The following is an 18,614-nucleotide window of genomic DNA, read 5'->3' as shown; positions in this document are numbered from 1 at the left end:
CTAAGCAGGATTAATAATAAAAAGACGCCACGGGGTAAATAAGGATAAATGCCAAAGAGATAGCGACACCGTATGGCACGCCGTGACTTAGTAAATTATTACGAAAAAAAATAAGACCGCCGATAGCGACAATGCCGCCAATAAACGCAGTTAAAAACAAGAAATCATAAAATGCGTTGCTTTGAAAAGAGAGCGCTAATACGGTTACTAGCTTGGCATCACCGCCACCCCATAGACGGGCGACAAAAAGGGTAAATCCTCCCACTAAGGCGATAAGACCAAACAAAATATTTGGCAGATGTGATTGTAAAAGAATCAATGACAATAGCGATATGGCGAGTAATACAAGACTCGTGTGTGTGATCCTTCTAAAAAAAATGTCCTGCCACATAATAAAAATCAAAATCATGCAGGTGACAATAAAATTAGCTTTGATTAACCACACCATGTCTATTTCCACACCTATTCCACTTCGGTTATTAGAAAAATGCACAACAAAATGCAGCAAGAAAATCATCCATGATGTTCTTGCTGCTAAACAGAGAGCCTTACAATAAATACGTTCTAACTTATTGTTATCGCGTTACGGTAGTGTATTCCGTTACGGCGTAGTCTTGCTGATAGTAACGCTTTTGATTGCTTCAGCAATTTTATCAAACGTTTCTTTCAATGCGCCCAAGAAGCCGGAGTTCTGATCACCAAGAATAAATGCCAACAGAGTCGCCATAGCGACGCCGATTAATGCATATTCAATCGCAGTCACGCCGCGTTGATCTTTACCAAACTCATGAAAACGAACATGAGCAGCCACATAACATTTAGTTAAAAAAGTGTTCATCGATATTCCTTGTAAATTTAAATCCGCCATTTCGGTGGCGTGTTAATAACCATCTTGTTGTTGCCGATGCCCCATAGGTAACGACGGAGCCATTAGAATCTATTGCGCCTCAGGAGTCCTTATTGAGGTCATATTTGTTTTTATAATTTATGATTGATAAACAACGCTGAGAATTATTTAGCAAAAAATAGAATGACTACCACAACAAGTGTTGATATCCAGCACACCGCTAGCAACGATAATATCGAGATAAATACATTCCAGCGACGTGAGTGATACCACTCTTTTCCGTTATTCGATGGCTCCTTGTGGTGAGCATATCCCATGGCCTCTAAGGGAGACGCTAGCTCTTCATTCATTCCAACCGTTGTCGCCAAAGAGAGTGCTGGCACTTTATCCTCTTGGCCACTATCGGGTAGATATTTTTTCTCACGCAGCACATTCCCCATATACTTGACCCCTTTTCTGGGTATCGTTTTTATAAATGCGCTTGAAAGTCCAATCTGATCAAATGACTTTCTCAACATATAGATTTGGCCATAGTAGCTACTGTCACTCACTGAACCGCGCTGCTCATGCCATACCTGATTGATAATATTTTGTTTATCGGTCTCCCCTTCTAATAAAAGAAGTAAGAATCGATAGCTATTTTCTGGCAGGTTAATCACTGTTCCAAAGTCGTTAATCAGACAGCGCTTTTCAGGCTCAAACCGAATGCCATCCCCAAGGATGAATATCGTGTCATCCTTACTTACATCATTCATTAGCCGTAAGCTCCAGTGTGACTTCAATCTTCACTATTATTAGCCTTCGCAGTTAAAAATAGAATCTCATTATCCTCATCTATCTTATCGAATAGCCTATTTAAGATTGAATTATACAAGAGAGAAATAATCGAATAAACCCTATATACCTCATTTGATCTCATTCATAAAAATTAAGAATAATATAGCGGATATTATACCGTTACGCCTTTTTTTAAAGGATGTCAGATCGCGAGAAATACAAAAGAAAGATTAATCATTAGTACTGTTTTAAAATAACCATAAATAACCTCATGTTGATAAAAAATATAACCATTATAAATAATAATATTTCTTAGGAATTTAAATAGAGTTATTAATTTCAGAGGGATTGTTTTACCATCAGGCATAACCTATACGCTTAGAAAAAACTTATTAATAAGAAAATACTGAACTTTGCGAGATTTATAATTATTTACTGAGAGTTATTGATATCTGCCTGCGAGGTTTAGCGACGTTCTGAAGCCCTTACTCCGCGTCTCTAGCCCACTCCCACGGCTCAAATACAAAGGGTTATAAGTATAAAAAAACCACGCCGAGGCGTGGTTTAAACATCTAAACATGTGTTTGACTATTTGGCTAAATGATTCGCGATAGCATTAAACATCAGCGAAGCCTCAAGTGGCTGTGCACTGAAGGACGGTTCCGCCTGTGGCCATGTAGACCACTGCACGATAACCAGCTTCTCTTTTTGATTCACAACGATCATCTGACCAAAAATGCCCAAGGCCCACAGGGTATCTTGGCTTTCCAACCCATGTTTCGGCCCTACGTTAACGGCATTCGCTGGTACGCTATTATTCCACCACTCGTAACCGTAGCTGCCATCAGGATGAGCTGCGGTCACCGATTTCTCTGCTCGATTCCATGCTCGCGCATCCGCAACCCAATGATCGGGTAACATTTTAGTTCCGTCAGGCAGAACGCCGTCGTTCATGATAAACAGGCCAAACTTACCCCAATCTTCCAGCGTGGCGTTGAATCCATGCGCGCCAACATCGTGCTTGCCCACTTGATAACTGTGCCAGACACCGTCGTGGACCATTCCATCGGGCTGCCATATTTTGTCCTGAAGGTTCTGTGCCAGCGATTTTCCGGTCGCCTTTTCTAGCGTATCGCCCAGCAGCCATGCCCCACCAGACGAGTATGACCATGCCTGTCCCGGTTTGGCGTAAGCTTTACGCTGTGGATCTTTCACCAATTTATTGACGCAATGGTAAGTGTCACTGTTGGCTTCACACTGGGTGAGTTGCGCAAAGTCAGATTTAGGATTGGTGTAATCCTCGCCCCAGGTAACGCCCGAAGTGTGCTGTAACAGCTGGCGGATCGTAACATGTTCCCACGCCGTACCGCGTACATCAGGATTGTATTTAACCACCTCATCGTCTAACGAGGTGATTTTTCCTTCTTTCAGCGCTACTCCCACCAGCGTTGATACCACGGATTTCCCCACCGAGCGCGATGTCCACAGCGTGGTCGGCGTATTCCCCTGACCGTAATAATCCCACACTATTTTGCCATCTTTAATCACCATCATGCCCGTAACGCTGTTGCGCTTGAGGTAATCTTTCAGCGCAATGTTCACGCCGTGATATTGATAAGTGACACCGGATAAATCCTGAGCCGCACGCGGTATGGGCATCGCTTTTCCGGCTTTGAAAACGTCACCTTCATAGGAGCGGTAGTCGTTACGAAATCCGACGACCCGCTGGTGTTGATCCCACGTCAGCATGTTTTTAACATCGGGGAGCTGTGTGTCTGTCGGTGCAGGGCAAACCGCGAGTTTCAAGCTATGGCAGTCGTTAGCCGCTGGCGCAGCATTCACCTGTAGCGCAGCTCCCAAACATAGTGCCAGCAGGCAAATACCGGTTTTAATTTTCGTCATGGTGTTCCCTTAGTTTCGGTCATGGTCTTGTTTGTAAGACCACTTTATGACGAGTTCAGGAATGTACCGAGGCGGATAGTGAGGGGAAACCCCACACAAAAACGTATTTGAATTCGATGAGGTTTGGAAAGGAATAGAGTGAGATTTTTTGCAGATAAACGCCCCCGGCTAGCACCGGGGGCATCTCGATTTACAGCGCCATATCGTGCTGTGGCGAATTTTGGCGTTTTTCTTCCGCCTCTATCGCCATGTGGCCATGATCGTTCATTTGAATCACCGGTGGTTTCGTTAATTGCAACGCTGCCGCGGTGTCATCCCATGTTTTCTGCGTTAAAGCCGCGTTACCGTTTAACTTCTGACCATAGCTAGGTACGATATCGCGAATTTTGCTCTGCCACTCTGGGGAATTGAACTGTTCTGGGAACATTTGCTTAATCACATTCAACGTGATTGGTGCGGCAGTCGAGGCACCAGGTGAAGCGCCCAATAACGCAGAGATCGTTCTTTGTTTATCGACGACCACTTCCGTACCCAGTTTCAGTACGCCGCCTTTCTCAGGATCTTTTTTGATGATCTGTACACGCTGACCCGCTTGAATGAGTTTCCAATCGGCTTTTTGCGCCAGTGGGTAGTACTCTTTCAGCGAAGCAAAGCGATCATCATCACTCAGCATGACCTGACTAATGAGGTATTTCACCAAATCAAAATTATCTAACCCGACATCCGTCATTGGGATAAAGTTGCTGGTTGTGGTGGTGCTCAGCAGGTCAAAGATGGAGCCATTTTTCAGGAATTTAGTCGAGAACGTCGCAAATGGCCCAAACAATACCACGCGTTTACCATCAATAAAGCGAGCATCTAAATGCGGTACTGACATCGGCGGTGCGCCGACTGATGCCTGACCATACACTTTTTCTAAATGCTGCTTGGTAACCTCAGGATTTTCCGTCATCAAGAAAGAGCCCCCGACAGGGAAACCGGCATAGTTTTCCGCTTCAGAAATCCCCGTCTTTTGCAGCAGTTTTAGTGCACCACCGCCCGCACCGATAAATACATATTTAGCGTCAATCGCATGTTCACTGCCGTTGTTGATATCCTTGATCGTGACATGCCATGAATTGTCCTCATTGCGCTTGAATTCGGTCACTTCTGCCGAGGTTTGCAGAGAGAAGTTACTGTTTTTCTTTAGGCTGCCGATCAGCTGGCGAGTGATTTCACCGTAGTTAACATCGGTTCCCACCGGAGTCCAAGTCGCAGCCACTTTTTGGTTGGCATCGCGGCCGTTCATCACTAGCGGTGCCCATTGCTGGATCTGTGCGTGATCGGTCGAGAATTTCATGCCTTGGAATAGCGTGGTTTGCTGTAAGGCATCGTAGCGCTTTTGCAGATAATTAACGTTTTTATCACCCCAAACGAAACTCATATGCGGCGTAGAATTAATAAAAGCGTGAGGATCTTTCAAAATACCGCGCTTAACCTGAGCAGACCAGAATTGGCGAGAAATCATAAACTGTTCGTTTATATCCAACGCCTTGCTGACATCAATGGTGCCATCTGCGCGCTCCGGCGTGTAGTTCAGCTCCATATTAGCTGAGTGACCCGTTCCGGCATTATTCCAGCCGTTAGAAGATTCAAGCGCAACGCCGTCGAGTTTCTCAACCATCACCTGTTTCCATTCAGGCTGTAGCTCTTGTAGCCAAGTGCCCAGTGAAGCACTCATGATGCCGCCGCCGATCAGGAGAAAATCGGTCTTTTGCGTCGCATCGTCTTTCGCCCAGGTAGCCGTGCTGACAAACAGCGCGACCGCGGTTAGAGAAACAATAGTCTTATTTAGTGCAGGCATAATAATAATTTTACATTTCTAAGATATATTCAGTGAACACATGCTACTCCATTTTTACCTTAATTTAAAATTGCATTCACATTTCTATTTACCCATAGGGTTTCTACACGTTTTTAAACTCACGAAATAAAGGCTCATTGATAAATGTAGCAATCTTAATAAGGGTATAAATCAACCACCGAGCTGTACGTACAGTTTTCTCTTATTGAGCATCGCTGCTCTGGATATATATCTTTGAGGAGATAAAGCAAATGGGTTTCCTATTTCACTCCCTTGCTTGCAGATATTATGAATAAAGCCCCCTAACAACAGGCTGTTATCCTTGCCCGTCTCACGTCAATCACATCACCTTCAATTAATGAATTAAACTCATAAAGGTTAGCGGATTTAGGTATCTAATCGAATAAACCTGTTTGCGTTATGCTTCCTCCATCGCAACAAACGGAGGACTGCATCATGCAAACGGTCACACTCAACAACGGTATTGAAATGCCTTTACTCGGCTTTGGCGTCTTTCAGATGACGGACGCAGCCGAATGCGAACGTGCGGTGATTGACGCTATCGAAACGGGCTATCGTCTCATCGATACCGCGGCCTCTTATCAAAACGAAACTCAGGTGGGGAATGCCCTGAGGCAAAGCGGGATTGCTCGCGATGAGCTTTTCGTAACTACCAAACTTTGGCTGCAAGATACACATTATGAAGGTGCAAAAGCGCAGTTCGAGCGTTCACTCAATCGCCTACAGCTTGATTATGTTGACCTTTATTTAATTCATCAGCCATATGGCGACGTACACGGTGCGTGGCGGGCGATGGAGGAGTTGCAGCTGGCGGGGAAAATTCGTGCCATTGGCGTAAGTAATTTTCACCCCGATAGACTTGCCGATCTAATGGCGTTTAACCGTGTTGTGCCAGCGGTAAATCAGGTAGAGGTCAATCCCTTTAACCAACAGCTTCACGCCGTGCCATGGATGAACAGCCGCCATATTCAGCCAGAGGCTTGGGCACCTTTTGCCGAGGGCAAAAATGGTCTGTTTCAACATCCGGCGCTGACGGCTATCGCCAACCAGTATGGCAAAACCGTCGGACAGGTGGTACTGCGTTGGCTATATCAGCGAGGCATTGTGTCGTTGGCGAAATCCGTTCGCAAAGCGCGAATGGAAGAAAATATCAATATTCTGGATTTTGCACTTTCTGATGCGGACATGACGCAGATCGCCGCGTTAGACACCGCGACCAGCGCCTTTTTTTCTCATCGCGATCCGGCGATGGTGGAGTGGCTCACCCAGCGCAAACTTGACGTGTAATCCCGCTCATTTGTCAGCAACAATTACCTTAATAAAATAATGACCTCAATAATAAGGCTATTAAAATGCAAAAACGTATTCTCGGTAAGTCTGGGCTAGAAGTGTCAGCACTGGGTCTGGGCTGCATGGGGCTGAGCTTCGGTTATGGCCCTGCCACCGACACCAAACAAGCGATAGAACTGATCCGCACCGCCGTTGAACAAGGTGTGACCTTTTTTGACACCGCTGAAGTCTACGGCCCTTATTTAAATGAATCGCTGCTTGGCGAAGCACTTGCGCCTTTCCGTGACCGCGTGGTTATTGCCACGAAATTTGGTTTTACCTTCGGTGATGATAATAAGCAGCAAATTTTAAACAGTCGTCCTGAGCATATTCGTGCCGCCGTTGAAGGCTCTCTGAGCCGGTTAAAAACAGACGTGATTGACCTGCTATACCAGCACCGCGTTGATCCCGAAGTGCCTATTGAAGATGTGGCTGGAACCGTGAAGGATTTGATTGCAGAAGGTAAAGTTAAGCACTTTGGATTATCTGAAGCCGGGGTTCAAACTATTCGCCGCGCACACGCCGTTCAGCCCGTTACGGCGCTACAAAGTGAATACTCCATGTGGTGGCGTGAACCTGAGCAAGAAATCATGCCGTTGTTAGAGGAATTGGGCATTGGTTTTGTTCCCTTTAGCCCTCTGGGCAAAGGTTTCTTGACTGGCGCAATAAACGCACAAACCACCTTTGGAGCTGACGATTTTAGAAGTAAAGTGCCGCGTTTTGCCGCCGAAGCCATAGAAGCCAACGAAAAACTCGTGTCTCTGCTTGCTGCGTTAGCCGCAGAGAAAAATGTCACACCAGCACAAATCGCACTGGCGTGGCTGTTAGCGCAGAAACCGTGGATTGTGCCAATTCCTGGCACCACCAAACTTCATCGTTTAACAGAAAACTTGGGCGCAGCCGATCTGGTGCTGAACGCTGAAGATTTGCGTAAAATCGCCAACGCTCTCGAAACCGTGAAAATCGTGGGCGATCGCTACCCTGCTTCATTGATGGCGCGCGTCGGTCGATAAGGGATTAATGGCAGGCGGCCATTGAGCTGCCTGCCTTCATTCAATATTCCAATCATTCACGCCATTTGATTATGTCGGGTAAAACCTGCGGTCTGAACATTTAAAGTTTGCCACGCAATGTGTCGCTCTTAGTTCAGTACCCACTTGATAATAAGCCCTGACATGAAAAAATTATCCGCTCTCGCCTTAGGCTCCGTATTATCACTGACGGGATGTGCCGCCATCGTTGGTGATGAAGCTCAAACTGTTTATGTAGACAGCTCCCCGTCTCAGGCTCTGTTCGTTATTTCTGATAATTACGGACGAATTGCCGCCACAGGAACCACGCCCTCAACGGTTACGCTGCCGAAATCTGATGGCACTTATTTGGGATGGCTGAACTATCAGATTACTTTTTCCAGGGCTGACTTCCAGCCTGTTATCATGCCGCTCAAAACGCGCCCTAATGCCTGGTATATATTCGGTAACTTAACCACATTAGGTGCAGGCTGGCTGATCGATCCTTTTTGGGGCGGCATGTATAACCTGCATCCCGACTCGGTTCATATCAATATGCTACCGTGCCCGGTCGGTAGATTCGGTTCATTCTGTTCCTAATCTCGCCTGCATAACCTAATGACTATCCCTTCCCCTACGGGAAGGGATATTTGTAACCGTCACTCTCTTTCGAACTTCGTTTAATCTACAGCGGGTTCGCCTTTAATTGATTCCCAAGGTGTACTGCGCAATTTTGAAATAAATAATCAAGCCGGTTCCATCGATAAACGTGGCAATAAACGGTGCAGATACTACCGCGGGGTCAATGCCCACGCGCTTCAATACCATCGGAATAACGGAAGAAACTACGGCGCTCCACAGCGTAATACAAACCAGCGTTAAACTAACAATCAGCGTAATTTCGGGGCCGATCCCCATCATCCATGCGCGAACACACCCCGCAAGCCCTAAGGTCGCCGCGATCATCAACGACGTCGTCATCTCTTTACGGATAATTTTGCCCAGATCGCGTAACCGTACCTCACCTAGCGCCATCGAACGCACCAAGGTTGAAGTTATCTGTGTACCACTGTTTCCTCCCGTGCCAATAAGCAACGGAATAAAGAAAGCCAGCGCAATGGCAGATTCCAGCGCCTCTTCAAAATGTTGGATCACGCTGCTGGTGTAAGCTTCGGCAACAAACAGCAGTAACAACCACACCGAACGCTTCTTCCACAGCGTTATTGGGCTGGTTTCTAGATACGGTTTTTCCAATGGCAAACTGGCACCCTGACGCTGCGCATCCTCAGTCACTTCATCTTCTAATAAATGTGCAATTTCTCTTTCGGTAAGGCATCCTACTAATTTACCGCCCGCAACGACGGGAACAATATCGACATCCTCCTTGGAAATACGGGAAATAACTTCGGTTCTTTCATCTGCGGGGCTTACATGGAAAAAGTGATGTTCCATTAAATTCCGAATATCTTGCGTATCATTTGTTTCCTGAAGCAATTTCTTAACGGGTAATACCCCGCATAATTGCTCACCGGCAACCACGAAAACTTGTGCCGGTATATCGTTGCTTTTAAGTTGAGAGAGGAAGACCTTACGTGCTTCTTGCACGCTAAGAATATGAGATAGCATGATGAAGTCAGTACTCATATATTGAGCAATGGCATCATCTTCAAACTCATCATTATGATTATGGATCGCATTTTTTACGTGGTAAGACATAGTTTGATTCCCTATAGAATTAAAACCTCATAGGGGCGAACAAGACTAAGATAGGAAAATAGATCCCTACGTCTTGGGTTTAGCACTATACAACGTATTCAGCAATATCTTGATTTTACTGAAAGTTACCTTGGCAACACCTTGATTCGATGGATGCCTGTATTTCCCTGTGTGGTCTCTCTCGATACCATCAGGGCGGTAACTTATGTTTGTATAGGAGCCTCGCCATAACGAGATCGTCATAAAACACGGAAATCCTACACTGCAAAAATAAACCCGTTTTCATAATCCGATTTTGGTTTATTGAATATTTAGAAAAATGCATTCAAGTTAAACGAAATCTATTTAACTTAAACAAACCTTCGCTAGTGATTACTTCTTTTTAGTTATTCACCTATCATTTCTTGAGCATCTATCACGATCTAATAACGTCCGCATCATGTTATTTATTGGTCTCTGTCTCTGTATTTTTATCTGCGGGTAAAATAATCGTTTCAATGTCTTGAAATATAGATTCCCACTCGGTTTGATCTATATCCATTAAACCAAAATAACGCAGCATAAATGCGCCCTCGGTCGCTAAAAACGCGATTCTGGCCTGCTTTCCTTGCTCTGAATCGAGGTCTAAATTTGCAATGCGTTCACGGTACCAGCTGCGCGTATTTTCCAGATGCTCTTTGGTCTGTAGCAGATTGACCAGTAACCCCGCAGCTTTGGCGCTGGAAGCCTGATCGTATTTATGCGTGGCAACCACATGTGCCGCAACGCGATGAGTCGGTGAGTCATCCTGCGTAGCCACGAGATCAAACACCCGATCGTAGGCATTTCCCCAGCGTTCGAACATGGCATCAATCAGCGCGTCTTTGTTGCCAAAACAGTATTGTACGCCACCTTTTGAGATCCCCATCGCACGCGCCACAGAGTCGATAGTCAATGCCGCAGCGCCATGGTTCGCAATGATCTCTTCCGCTGCATCCAGCACTTTTTCTCTATCGATACTGCGTTGACGTCCCATTTAAGCACCCTCGTTTTAAATACGTACGTATGGATTGAAACTATACATTATCATTCATAAACTTTGTTAACAGAATGATTGTCGCCACCTGCGGCGCCACAAATTTTAGAGACAAGATGATGAACGTACACTATCGCTGGCTAACACTCACACTCGTATCCAGTGCGTTGTTTTTAATCGTTGTTGATATGACGGTACTGTACACCGCGCTACCTAAACTAACGCTGTCACTGAACGCAAATGCTTCAGAAAAACTGTGGATTATTAATGCCTATCCGTTGGTTGTGGCTGGGCTATTGCCTGCCACGGGCATGCTAAGCGATCGCATCGGCCACAAAAAATTATTTATCTATGGTCTTCCAGTTTTTGCCGCCGCCTCGCTGTGCGCCGCATTCTCACCGAGTGCTCCGCTGCTCATCGCCTCACGCGTATTTTTGGCCGTGGGCGCAGCCATGATGATGCCGCCTACGCTTTCGATTATTCGCCATACGTTTACCGATCCTAAAGAGCGCGCGTTGGCCATTGGTATTTGGTCTGCTGTCGCCTCCGGCGGCGCGGCTATCGGCCCTGTCATTGGCGGTGCCTTGCTGGAATATTTCTGGTGGGGTTCCGTTTTCCTGATTAACGTACCGGTGGTTTTGCTGGTATTTCCACTGGCGATTCGGCGAATTCCCAAATGCGGCAGTACCAGTAATCGTCCTTGCGACTATCTCGGCTCCATTCAGATCATGGTAGGACTGGTTGCATCGATCTACGCGCTTAAAGAACTCAGTAAACCGGATGCGTCATGGTCGATAATGCTGCTATCCGCCCTGATTGGCATCGTATTTTTAGTTCTATTTTATAAACGCCAACGCAGATCTGAGTCGCCCATGATTGATTTTTCGCTATTTAGCAATCGAATGTTTTTCAGCGGTGTTTGTATTGCGTTGGTCGCCATGCTGGCGATGGTCGGCGTTGAATTGGTACTCAGTCAACGCCTCCAGTTGGTGGTTGGATTGTCACCGTTACAGGCGGCGTTATACATCCTGCCGATCCCACTCGCCTCAGCGCTGGCGGGGCCTTTTTCTGGCCTTTTGCTGCCAAAATATGGCGAGCAGAAGATCGTACTGGGAAGTCTGCTAATAACCGGACTCGGCATCATTGGTTTAGCCCTGCGATATCAGGAAAGCATTATCGAGATCTTCGGCTATTTGATTGCGATTGGCTACGGTATCGGCGGTGCATTTACCGCTTCTTCAACCGCTATTATGTTCAACGCGCCGAATGAAAAATCGGGGATGGCCGCCTCAATTGAAGACGTGGCGTATGAATTAGGCAGCGTACTTGGCATTACCCTATTGGGTGGAATGATGACGGCCATCTATAGCAACAGCCTGATACTGCCCGCTGAGTTTGAGGAGAATATCGAAGCCTACGACAGTATCGACGAAACGTTGAAGCTGGCGGGAAACATGGATATTGAGCAGGCGCAGACCCTGACTCACCTTGCCCACATGGCGTTTGATCAGGCGTTTGTTTCCGTTTTGATTTCCGCCTCCCTTTTGCTGTTATTGAGCGCCGTTACGCTAAAGCGCACTCAATAATGCCGCTGCTTTGGAGATTATCATGGCGTGGTTAGAGACCTTTTTGTCACAGATTGCCGATCATCCAGTGCAGATTTTTGCCCTGTTATTTGCTATCGCACTCGGTAAATCAACCGTGATGATCTCCTCAATCCTGCCGCCGGCATCATTGATGTTGCTGGCGGTGATCGCCATCAGCCAGCCGTCGCTTTCCATCACGCTCGTTTGGCTCGCGATCACGCTGGGAGCGACCTTAGGCTCGGTGCTGACGTTTCATTTTGGTCAACTGATTAACCAGAAAATGCTTTTCCCACGCTTTTTCTCTCGTCATAACAGTAAATTGCAGCACATCAGCGAAAAGCTACAGCATAAAGGCGGTCTACTGGTTTTGTTCACGTCGCGTTTTGTGGCCGTATTGCGCTATATGGTGCCTATGGCCGCGGGAATGATGACATTTAGCCGCACGCGAGTTTACTGCGTCACCGCATTTTCAGCCGCCGTGTGGGCGTGCCTATTTATCGGTATCGTTTCAGGTGCGCTCTATTTCGCCGCTCCCATCATTTAGTCATCAGCGTTAAGAGGTATAGAATCAGGCTTATCAATACATGTATTATAGATGAATATTATGTTGCGATGATGCAGGGAGATTTAGCGATGGCAGATAGCCGAATTCAAAGAGAAAAGCTGACGATCAGAAAAATGATCTCGCTTTATCAGCGCCGCTGTCCCGATGCTCAGCATGACGACGAGCACTACGCCAACTTATATGCCTATGCGGTCAAACGCCTCGACCGCTGTGTGTTTGGCACTGAAAAACCGGCCTGTAAGCAATGTCCTGTACACTGCTATCAACCCGCCAAGCGTGAAGAAATGAAGCAGATTATGCGTTGGTCCGGTCCGAGAATGCTGTGGCGGCACCCTATTCTTACCGTGCGTCATCTGATTGACGACAAACGCCCTGTACCTCAACTGCCGGAAAAGTATCGTCCTAAAAAACCTTAAACGATGAAGCGTGTGGGTGCTCGACCCGCGCTATTGTTGTCCTAATCACTTTCATACTGATAGGCTTGGAAAACATAAACCTCGTATTAAATCTATATTGAAAGTACTTACTGTATTTTTACTCGATTTAAATACCAAGTTTCAGAACTAAAAACTCTCACCACGAAAATATCCCCCCTCTCTTTTTTGACCTAAATCAATTATGCATTTGATTTACACCTTTATTTGTAGACGTCAGATACAAGTTTAACTATAAATCCAAATGATAATCATTATTGTTCGCTTTAAGGTTAAAGACTATGTTCAGTACAAGGAATACGTGCTTTTTACTTTCAGCTTTATCTCTGTTTGTTTCACAACAGGTTAGCGCGGCATCGGCGCCCCAGCAGTCCGGCAGCAGCGTTGACGAAGATCCTATTTATGTCACCACCACCAGCCGTAGCGAAACAACCCTGTGGGACAGCCCTGCAACAATTCAAGTTATCGACAGCGAGCAGCTTGAGCGCTCCACCCGTTTATCGCTCGCCGATGAATTACAAGATATTCCCGGCGTTGAAATCACCGATAACGGTTTAGCTGGCCGTAAACAGGTACGCATTCGCGGTGAAGGATCTTCACGCGTGCTGTTGCTGATCGATGGTCAGGAAGTCACCTACCAACGCGCAGGGCAGGATTTTGGCCCCGGTATTTTAATTGATGAATCTTCGCTCGAGCGCATTGAAGTGGTCAAAGGCCCCTACTCGGTGCTTTATGGTTCTCAGGCTATTGGGGGCGTGATCAACTTCATCACCCGCAAAGGCGGCGATAAGCCGGTCAGCGGTTCGATCAAAGCGGTTTATGATACCGCCACCAACGGCTGGCGTGAGTCTGCCAGCGCATGGGGCAGCATCGGTAATTTAGATTATCGGCTGAACGGCAGCTATGCCGATCACGGTGATAGAGACACGCCAGATGGCCGTTTGCCGCATACTGGCTTCAACAATAATAGCCAAGGCCTATGGCTCGGCTACACGCTGGATAAGCATAAGTTTGGCCTTTCGCTAGACCGCTACAAGCTCTCTACCCAGACCTATTATGACGATCCGGCTTATCAGGAATTCAGCGTTAAAATACCAAAGCTGGAACGCGAAAAGATTGGGTTGTTTTATGACTACGCGGTAGACGGAGAATATTTAAAGAATATTCACCTCGACGCTTACAGCCAAAAGCTTGAGCGTAAATTCGAGAATAAGGTTACGGTTGTCACGCCTACCGGTAGCCCGATGATCGGCGATCTGCGCGTGGCTAACCAAACGCAGTCTGAAGACACACAAAATACGCGCGGGCTCACCCTGCAATCTAACTTCGAGCTGCCCGCTAACAACAATCTGGTGATCGGCGCTCAATATCAAGAAGACCGTGTCAAACAAACCTCCAACGGCAGCACGCAGTCCAGTAGCTCACACGGCTTCCCTGCCGCCGTGAATTACACCAAAGATACGCTGGCGCACAACCGCTCGGAGCAAACTAACTGGTCAGCCTTTGGGCAAAATGAGTGGCAGTTTGCCGATAACTGGAAATGGACCCTCGGCGCACGCCAATATTGGTTGAAATCTCAGCTATTAAACGGTGACGAAACGGTTTCTCACTCTTCTCAAGGCACGACCACCACCACGCTCGGTTCACAGTCCGTCAGCGATAGCGCGTTTGTTACTGCCACCAGCCTACGTTATTCCGGTATCGCCAATACCGAACTTCGTTTGGCCTTCGCTCAGGGTTATGTATTCCCAACCCTGACTCAGCAGTTTATGCAAACATCCGCAGGTGGCGGCGTAACCTATGGCAATCCGGATCTGGACGCCGAGCACTCCAATAACTTCGAGTTTGGGGCGCGCTATAACGGCAACATGTGGTACATCGACGGCGCGATTTACTACTCCGAAGCCAAAGACTATATCGCCTCTATTGCCTGCTCAGGGCAGAAAATCTGTAACGGCAACAGCAACTCATCACGTACCGATTATTACTACTACGATAACGTCGACCGCGCCAAAACCTACGGGATGGAACTCTCCGCCGAATATAACGCCTGGATGATTTCACCGTATGTCAGCGGCAACATTATGCGCCGTCAGTTCATCAGCCCAACCATGAAAACATGGGATACCGGCGATCCCAGCGTCACCGGACGTGTGGGGGTAAAAAACACGATGTTGTTTAATGTGATGAACCTGACCTCCGATCTTTATATTCGCGCAGCCTCCAAAGCCACGGACAGCACCGGTAGCGAAACGGAAAACCACGCCGGTTGGGCAACGCTAAACCTGGCGTTTAACAGTGAATTTGGTGCCGACGATCAGTATCAGGTCAACGTTGAGCTCAATAACCTCACCAACAAACGCTATCAAACCGCGCATGAATCTATTCCTGCGGCGGGCATTAATGCGGCCGTTGGTTTTGCTTGGAAATTCTGATGATGAAAAAATTGATTATCGCCGCACTGGCGCTGCTGCTCACCAGCGGCGCGATGGCTCAAGAGCGCTTAGTGGTCGCTGGCGGCTCGTTGGTAGAACTTCTCTATGCGCTTGGCGCGGGTGATACGCTGGTTGGCGTAGATGAAACCACGTCCTATCCGCCTGAAACTAAAGCGCTTCCGCACATTGGTTATTGGAAACAGCTGAGCGCCGAGGGTATTTTGTCGCTGGCGCCGACCACCTTTATTACGTGGCAAGACGCCGAACCCAAGCTGGTGCTTAACCAATTAGCGCAACAAAAAGTGAAGGTGCTGACGCTGCCGCGCACGCCTGCCACCGTGGAACGGATGTACAGCAATATTCATACCTTGGCGACCAGCGTGAACAAAACTGCACAGGGCGATGAGTTAGTCGCTAGCCTCCAGCAACGGCTCGCCGCTGCCGCCCAAAAAAACCAGCAAATCGCTAAGCCCGTGCGCGTGATGTTCTTGCTATCACCGGGCGGCGGCGTGCCGCAAATTGCCGGAACCGAAAGCGTGGCGGGCACTATTTTGTCGTTGGCCGGTGGGCAAAATATCGCGAGCCACGCGGAATATAAAACCTACAGCGGCGAAGCGATTATCGCGGCGAATCCCGACGTGATCGTGGTCACCACGCAAAGCTTGGCTTCCGCCGACGGTAAAAAGCAACTGGGCAACGTCGCCGGTGTCACCCGCACCGCCGCATGGAAAAATCAGCGCATCGTTGAAATCGATCAGTCGCTTATTTTGGGAATGGGGCCACGCATCGTTGATGCGGTTGAATTCCTCCAGCAGCAGCTTTATCCCAATCCTGCTTAGTTTTTTCATCGATGTAACAAGTACTTATAACAAGGAGCAACAACAATGACGCATTCTGAACTGCATGCATTCATGCAAACCCGTCCTGATGGCACGCTGGAAGCCATTGCTGAAAAATTCAATACCACGCTGCTTGAGGTGATCCAGCATTTGCCGGAGCACACCTTAGTATCTGGCGATAAGTTCGATGCGGTGTGGGATAGCGTGGTGGAATGGGGCAGCGTAACCACGTTGGCACATACCGCCGATGTTATTTTGGAGTTCACCGGAGAATTACCTACCGGTTTTCACCGCCATGGTTACTTTAATCTGCGCGGAAAAAAGGGCCTTACCGGACATATTAAAGCCGAAAACTGCCACCACATTGCGCTGATCGAACGTCAGTTTATGGGTATGGACACCGCCTCTATTCTGTTCTTGAACCAGCAAGGCAGCGCCATGTTTAAAATTTTCTTGGGCCGCGACGAACACCGAAAACTGCTCGCGTCACAGGTCGAAGCTTTCCGCGCCTTAGCGTTACGCCTTAAAGCAGACGCAATTTAAACATGGTTGCCGTCAATCATAACGGAATAGCTCAATATCACTGCGTCGCATTGGCGCAGTGACTTATCGATGCGATGGAGATCCTGAGTGATGAATAGCTCACTCTCATCTCCCCAGATGTTCTGGGGACTGACTTTTATCCTGCTGGCCTTGGTGCTGTGTGCCGCAAATCTCGGCGCGATCAGCATGCCGTTTTCAGTGCTGTGGAACCGTGAGCTACAGGACTATTATCTCGATATTTGGCTCAACGTGCGTATGCCACGCGTTTTGCTGGCCGTGTTGGTGGGTGCCGCGCTGGCAACATCAGGCGTGATCATGCAGGGTTTATTTCGTAACCCGATGGCCGATCCGGGTTTGTTAGGCGTGAGCAGCGGCTCGGCATTGATGGTCGGTATGGCTATCGTTTTTCCTGTCTCCCTGCCTGCACTGTTTTTAATGTACGAACACATGCTGTTTGCCGTGCTGGGCAGCCTGCTTATCTGCACATTCATCTTTTTCCTCAGCGGTCGCACCAGCCACGGTGGCATGCTGCATCTGCTACTGGCCGGTATCGCGATTAACGCGCTGTGCGGCGCCGCGATTGGGATACTAAGCTATGTCGGTGACGATCAGCAGCTACGCCAGTTAACGCTGTGGATGATGGGCAGCTTGGGACAGGCACAATGGCCCACGCTTCTGGTATCCGCTTCGTTGGCACTTCCGGCGATATTTTTCACCTGGCGTAATGCGGGAACGTTAAACCTGCTACAGCTGGGTGATGAAGAGGCACACTATCTTGGCGTCAATGTAAAACGTAAACGCCAAATGCTGTTGGTACTGAGTTCATTATTGGTGGGCGCATCTGTCGCCATCAGCGGTGTGATTGGGTTTGTCGGATTAGTGGTGCCGCATCTGGTACGCATGACAATCGGCTCAGACCATCGCTGGTTAATCCCCTGCTCTGCGCTGTGCGGTGCCTGTTTGTTGTTGCTGGCAGACACCTTGGCTCGAACCGTGGTTCAGCCCGCAGAAATGCCGGTGGGATTACTCACCAGCCTGCTGGGTGGCCCCTATTTTTTATGGCTAATCTTTAGATGCCGCCGCGGGCTTTAAATAAGCGCCATGAAACCGGATACAAAGGGCGCGACGCCCTTTGTATTTTACTCATCCTTGTCAGACTGTTTTGAGCGATACCACTTCACACCGATTAATCCCACCAGCAACGCGACCATCAGCACCACAAAGGCGATGCGTCGTTGATGCTCATGGGCAAACAGGCGGAACAGCACCTCGCTGGCGGCATAGCCGAGCGTGACAATAATAAATGCCCAAATCGCCGCACCAATAATATTCAGCAGCACAAACTTGCGTAGCTTAACGCCCGAAGATCCGATGATAATCGGGCCAATGGTGCGGAAACCGTAGGCAAAACGCATCCCTAGGATTAACAGCGTCTCGTGCTCTCGCACTCGCTGTTGGAAACGTTGGATCTTTTTCTGCTGTCGCTTAAAACGCGCCAAGATCTGACGACCAAACCGTCGCCCCACCAGATACAGCGTAAAATCCCCCGCCGTTGCTCCCAAGAAAGTCATCAACAAAACTAGAGGATAGGACAGTAGATGTTTGTGAGCCGCTGCGCCTGCCAGAAAAGCAATTGTTTCACCCTCAATAATGCTGCCAAGCACCACCGCAACATAGCCGTAATCTGAAATCCACTGGCCTGCATCCGTCATATTTAGGTTCCTCTCACGTATATCCCTCTAATGATACCGC

At 47.9% G+C, this 18,614-nt stretch carries 18 protein-coding genes and 1 riboswitch; of the genes, 10 read left to right on the top strand and 8 right to left on the bottom strand.

What is annotated here, in order from left to right:
- Positions 1–10: 10 nt before the first annotated feature.
- The 5 genes from CPY98_RS08455 to mqo all read right to left on the bottom strand — a co-directional run bounded on the left by CPY98_RS08455 (position 11) and on the right by mqo (position 5,369).
- Positions 11–517 (bottom strand): prepilin peptidase, encoded by a 507-nt coding sequence (locus CPY98_RS08455; protein WP_226929952.1) that lies wholly within the window; start codon positions 515–517, stop codon positions 11–13.
- A gap of 84 nt (positions 518–601) precedes the next feature.
- Positions 602–838: a Flp family type IVb pilin gene (locus CPY98_RS08450; protein ID WP_025801724.1), complete on the bottom strand. Its 237-nt coding sequence runs from the start codon at positions 836–838 to the stop codon at positions 602–604.
- A 173-nt stretch (positions 839–1,011) separates the two neighbouring features.
- Positions 1,012–1,602 (bottom strand): transcriptional regulator, encoded by a 591-nt coding sequence (locus CPY98_RS08445; RefSeq protein ID WP_096387306.1) that lies wholly within the window; start codon positions 1,600–1,602, stop codon positions 1,012–1,014.
- 610 nt (positions 1,603–2,212) lie between these two features.
- Entirely contained in the window at positions 2,213–3,526 is a 1,314-nt protein-coding gene (locus CPY98_RS08440; RefSeq protein ID WP_096387304.1) for a serine hydrolase, read from the bottom strand.
- A gap of 190 nt (positions 3,527–3,716) precedes the next feature.
- Positions 3,717–5,369 carry a malate dehydrogenase (quinone) gene (gene mqo, locus CPY98_RS08435; RefSeq protein ID WP_096387301.1) on the bottom strand — a complete coding sequence of 551 codons (1,653 nt, stop codon included), beginning with the start codon at positions 5,367–5,369 and terminating at the stop codon, positions 3,717–3,719.
- A 456-nt stretch (positions 5,370–5,825) separates the two neighbouring features.
- On the opposite strand from mqo, the gene CPY98_RS08430 reads away from it, so the two are divergent.
- The 3 genes from CPY98_RS08430 (at position 5,826) to CPY98_RS08420 (ending at position 8,329) form a co-directional block, all read left to right on the top strand.
- A complete protein-coding gene (locus CPY98_RS08430; RefSeq protein ID WP_096387298.1) occupies positions 5,826–6,677 on the top strand; it encodes an aldo/keto reductase in 852 nt (283 codons plus the stop codon).
- Positions 6,678–6,742: 65 nt separating this feature from the next.
- Complete coding sequence (locus CPY98_RS08425) at positions 6,743–7,732, top strand: aldo/keto reductase (protein ID WP_025801719.1); 990 nt, start codon at positions 6,743–6,745, stop codon at positions 7,730–7,732.
- Positions 7,733–7,894: 162 nt separating this feature from the next.
- The gene (locus CPY98_RS08420; RefSeq protein ID WP_025801718.1) at positions 7,895–8,329 is read left to right on the top strand and encodes a hypothetical protein; all 435 of its coding nucleotides are present in this window, start codon (positions 7,895–7,897) and stop codon (positions 8,327–8,329) included.
- A 102-nt stretch (positions 8,330–8,431) separates the two neighbouring features.
- On the opposite strand, the gene CPY98_RS08415 is transcribed toward CPY98_RS08420, so the two are convergent.
- On the bottom strand, positions 8,432–9,445 hold the full coding sequence (locus tag CPY98_RS08415) for a magnesium transporter (RefSeq protein WP_025801717.1): 1,014 nt from the start codon (positions 9,443–9,445) through the stop codon (positions 8,432–8,434).
- A gap of 57 nt (positions 9,446–9,502) precedes the next feature.
- Positions 9,503–9,687: riboswitch (M-box (ykoK) riboswitch) on the bottom strand.
- A 200-nt stretch (positions 9,688–9,887) separates the two neighbouring features.
- Positions 9,888–10,460, bottom strand: a complete 573-nt coding sequence (locus CPY98_RS08410; protein ID WP_046449975.1) for a TetR/AcrR family transcriptional regulator — start codon at positions 10,458–10,460, stop codon at positions 9,888–9,890.
- Between the two features lie 119 nt (positions 10,461–10,579).
- Between CPY98_RS08410 and CPY98_RS08405 the strand changes: the two genes are divergently transcribed.
- The 7 genes from CPY98_RS08405 to CPY98_RS08375 all read left to right on the top strand — a co-directional run bounded on the left by CPY98_RS08405 (position 10,580) and on the right by CPY98_RS08375 (position 17,954).
- The gene (locus CPY98_RS08405) at positions 10,580–12,046 is read left to right on the top strand and encodes an MFS transporter (protein WP_046450058.1); all 1,467 of its coding nucleotides are present in this window, start codon (positions 10,580–10,582) and stop codon (positions 12,044–12,046) included.
- Between the two features lie 22 nt (positions 12,047–12,068).
- Positions 12,069–12,590 (top strand): DedA family protein, encoded by a 522-nt coding sequence (locus tag CPY98_RS08400; protein ID WP_043492841.1) that lies wholly within the window; start codon positions 12,069–12,071, stop codon positions 12,588–12,590.
- An 89-nt stretch (positions 12,591–12,679) separates the two neighbouring features.
- Entirely contained in the window at positions 12,680–13,027 is a 348-nt protein-coding gene (locus CPY98_RS08395) for a nitrous oxide-stimulated promoter family protein (RefSeq protein ID WP_096387295.1), read from the top strand.
- A gap of 299 nt (positions 13,028–13,326) precedes the next feature.
- A complete protein-coding gene (locus tag CPY98_RS08390; protein WP_096387292.1) occupies positions 13,327–15,480 on the top strand; it encodes a TonB-dependent siderophore receptor in 2,154 nt (717 codons plus the stop codon).
- A 2-nt stretch (positions 15,481–15,482) separates the two neighbouring features.
- Entirely contained in the window at positions 15,483–16,319 is an 837-nt protein-coding gene (locus tag CPY98_RS08385) for a hemin ABC transporter substrate-binding protein (RefSeq protein WP_046450059.1), read from the top strand.
- Positions 16,320–16,364: 45 nt separating this feature from the next.
- Positions 16,365–16,862 (top strand): heme utilization cystosolic carrier protein HutX, encoded by a 498-nt coding sequence (gene hutX / locus CPY98_RS08380; protein ID WP_096387289.1) that lies wholly within the window; start codon positions 16,365–16,367, stop codon positions 16,860–16,862.
- A 90-nt stretch (positions 16,863–16,952) separates the two neighbouring features.
- On the top strand, positions 16,953–17,954 hold the full coding sequence (locus tag CPY98_RS08375) for a FecCD family ABC transporter permease (protein ID WP_369828299.1): 1,002 nt from the start codon (positions 16,953–16,955) through the stop codon (positions 17,952–17,954).
- A gap of 47 nt (positions 17,955–18,001) precedes the next feature.
- Here CPY98_RS08375 and CPY98_RS08370 read toward each other — a convergent pair whose 3' ends face one another.
- Positions 18,002–18,574, bottom strand: a complete 573-nt coding sequence (locus CPY98_RS08370; protein ID WP_025801708.1) for a DedA family protein — start codon at positions 18,572–18,574, stop codon at positions 18,002–18,004.
- Between the last annotated feature and the right edge of the window lie 40 nt (positions 18,575–18,614).

The sequence above is a fragment of the Hafnia sp. CBA7124 genome, from assembly GCF_002355555.1.
Classification (GTDB): Bacteria; Pseudomonadota; Gammaproteobacteria; order Enterobacterales; family Enterobacteriaceae; genus Hafnia; species Hafnia alvei.
The sequence above is the reverse complement of the archived record's forward strand: the minus strand, read 5'-3'. Positions and strand labels throughout refer to the sequence as shown.

Excerpts from the sequence above, each read along its gene's own strand:
- CPY98_RS08455 (WP_226929952.1), bottom strand. The coding sequence starts at position 517 with ATGATTTTCTTGCTGCATTTTGTTGTGCATTTTTCTAATAACCGAAGT.
- CPY98_RS08450 (WP_025801724.1), bottom strand. The coding sequence starts at position 838 with ATGAACACTTTTTTAACTAAATGTTATGTGGCTGCTCATGTTCGTTTT.
- CPY98_RS08445 (WP_096387306.1), bottom strand. The coding sequence starts at position 1,602 with ATGAATGATGTAAGTAAGGATGACACGATATTCATCCTTGGGGATGGC.
- CPY98_RS08440 (WP_096387304.1), bottom strand. The coding sequence starts at position 3,526 with ATGACGAAAATTAAAACCGGTATTTGCCTGCTGGCACTATGTTTGGGA.
- mqo (WP_096387301.1), bottom strand. The coding sequence starts at position 5,369 with ATGCCTGCACTAAATAAGACTATTGTTTCTCTAACCGCGGTCGCGCTG.
- CPY98_RS08430 (WP_096387298.1), top strand. The coding sequence starts at position 5,826 with ATGCAAACGGTCACACTCAACAACGGTATTGAAATGCCTTTACTCGGC.
- CPY98_RS08425 (WP_025801719.1), top strand. The coding sequence starts at position 6,743 with ATGCAAAAACGTATTCTCGGTAAGTCTGGGCTAGAAGTGTCAGCACTG.
- CPY98_RS08420 (WP_025801718.1), top strand. The coding sequence starts at position 7,895 with ATGAAAAAATTATCCGCTCTCGCCTTAGGCTCCGTATTATCACTGACG.
- CPY98_RS08415 (WP_025801717.1), bottom strand. The coding sequence starts at position 9,445 with ATGTCTTACCACGTAAAAAATGCGATCCATAATCATAATGATGAGTTT.
- CPY98_RS08410 (WP_046449975.1), bottom strand. The coding sequence starts at position 10,460 with ATGGGACGTCAACGCAGTATCGATAGAGAAAAAGTGCTGGATGCAGCG.
- CPY98_RS08405 (WP_046450058.1), top strand. The coding sequence starts at position 10,580 with ATGAACGTACACTATCGCTGGCTAACACTCACACTCGTATCCAGTGCG.
- CPY98_RS08400 (WP_043492841.1), top strand. The coding sequence starts at position 12,069 with ATGGCGTGGTTAGAGACCTTTTTGTCACAGATTGCCGATCATCCAGTG.
- CPY98_RS08395 (WP_096387295.1), top strand. The coding sequence starts at position 12,680 with ATGGCAGATAGCCGAATTCAAAGAGAAAAGCTGACGATCAGAAAAATG.
- CPY98_RS08390 (WP_096387292.1), top strand. The coding sequence starts at position 13,327 with ATGTTCAGTACAAGGAATACGTGCTTTTTACTTTCAGCTTTATCTCTG.
- CPY98_RS08385 (WP_046450059.1), top strand. The coding sequence starts at position 15,483 with ATGAAAAAATTGATTATCGCCGCACTGGCGCTGCTGCTCACCAGCGGC.
- hutX (WP_096387289.1), top strand. The coding sequence starts at position 16,365 with ATGACGCATTCTGAACTGCATGCATTCATGCAAACCCGTCCTGATGGC.
- CPY98_RS08375 (WP_369828299.1), top strand. The coding sequence starts at position 16,953 with ATGAATAGCTCACTCTCATCTCCCCAGATGTTCTGGGGACTGACTTTT.
- CPY98_RS08370 (WP_025801708.1), bottom strand. The coding sequence starts at position 18,574 with ATGACGGATGCAGGCCAGTGGATTTCAGATTACGGCTATGTTGCGGTG.